1 protein-coding gene and 1 pseudogene are annotated in these 1563 nt (G+C 63.5%); both read right to left on the bottom strand.

The window, feature by feature from the left end; translation table 11 throughout:
- A pseudogene (locus tag WA944_RS15095) lies at window positions 1–230 on the bottom strand (HNH endonuclease signature motif containing protein); the annotation flags it as partial.
- A 155-nt stretch (window positions 231–385) separates the two neighbouring features.
- Window positions 386–1462 (bottom strand): NAD(P)H-dependent amine dehydrogenase family protein, encoded by a 1077-nt coding sequence (locus WA944_RS15100; protein WP_526373772.1) that lies wholly within the window; start codon window positions 1460–1462, stop codon window positions 386–388.
- Window positions 1463–1563 lie beyond the last annotated feature (101 nt).

A 1563-nucleotide genomic window follows, 5' to 3' on the forward strand; every position in this document is an offset into this window, starting at 1 on the left:
TTGGCGCCCAGCTGCTGCGGGGTCGCCTCGACCTGCAACCGGGCCAACAGCCGATCCCGCAACCCCGGCAACTGACATGTCAGCGTCTCCAACTCATCGAGCGAATCGACCAGCTCAGCACGGGTCAACAAGTCGATATCGCAGGCGGCCACCGCATCAAAAGCAGCCCGCAACGCGGTCACCGCCTCCTGCACCACCGTCCCGGTACCCGACATGATTCGAACATACATTCGACCACCGACAAAAGCCGGCGGGCTGCCCGGGACCCACATTCGACCTAGGCGATCAACGCGCCAGATTGACATCACGGCTGGTCGGGACGTTTGGCGTCACGCCATTCACAGCCGTGTTGTCGATCTCGACCCGAGTGTCCCGACTCGGCGTCCTAGAGCTTGAACCGGCCGGCAAATCCCCGCAGCGGCAGGTCGGCGCTGGTGATGATCCCCGGCGGCGCGGCCACCACCGACTTGATCGAGTTCAGCGCCGGCATGCCGGTGACGGTCATGCCGATGGAGGCGAAGTTGGCGGGGTCGGACAGGTCGACTCCCGGCTTCGGAAAGATCATGTGCTTGTTGTAGATGTTCGGGTCACCCTTGATCTGGGTGATGTAGCAGCCCTTGATGTCCCAACTCGGATCCGTGTGCGGGGTCATCTGCCATTCGAGATGGGTCTCGACGCGCGGCACACCGTCGACGATGCCCTGGTATTTGATGTAGTTGCCGCCCAGCGAGCCTTTCGGCAGCTGATACCAGCCCAGGTCGACATCCTTGGTGCAGGCGCCGAGTTCGTAGCTGAACTTGACCTCGTCGAGTACGAGGTCGAAGCAGTCGGCCATCATCAGCACGCTGTCGGCGAACACCCGGGTGTACTTCTCCAGCTTCCCCGGGATCTCCGGATCGTCGACGGGGTGGCCGTAACCCACCTCGATCCAGGTGTCCTTGGAGTGGTGACAGGACACGTCGACCGACTCGATCGTCGTGACGTTCTCGATCTCGGCGACGTCCGCCGAGCAGACGACGCCGAGGATCTGGTTGACGCCGGGATTCATGCCGGTCCCGTAGAACGTCGAACCGCCCTTCTCGCAGGCTTCTTGGAGCAGCTGGGTCACCGGCTTGCCGGAGTGGTGCGGGTGGTTGCGGTCACGGTGCCACCCGGTGATCCAGTCGGCGGTGGTGACGATGTTGATCCCTGCCTCGAGCACCCGAACGTAGAGGTCCTCGTCCGGGAACACCCCGTGGAAGGTGAGCACATCGGGTTTCGCGGCGATGATCTCCTCGATCGTGCCGGTCGCCGTCACACCGTTGGGCGCCAACCCGACCAGCTCGCCGACATCCCTGCCGATCCTGTCGGGCGAATAGCAGTGCACACCGATGAGGTCGACGTCGGGCTGGGTGGCAATCCGCTTGATCATCTCGGAGCCGACGTTGCCGGTGGCGACCTGGAACACCTTGATGGGACTCATGGAATGCCTTTCTGGAGTGGTCATCTGCTGTCGGCGGCGGCCAGTTCGGCGGCGCTTCCGCCCCTGCCGTCGGGATAGAACTTCATCGCCCACTGGCGGAT

This window comes from Mycobacterium sp., from assembly GCF_049683355.1.
GTDB lineage: Bacteria > Actinomycetota > Actinomycetes > Mycobacteriales > Mycobacteriaceae > Mycobacterium.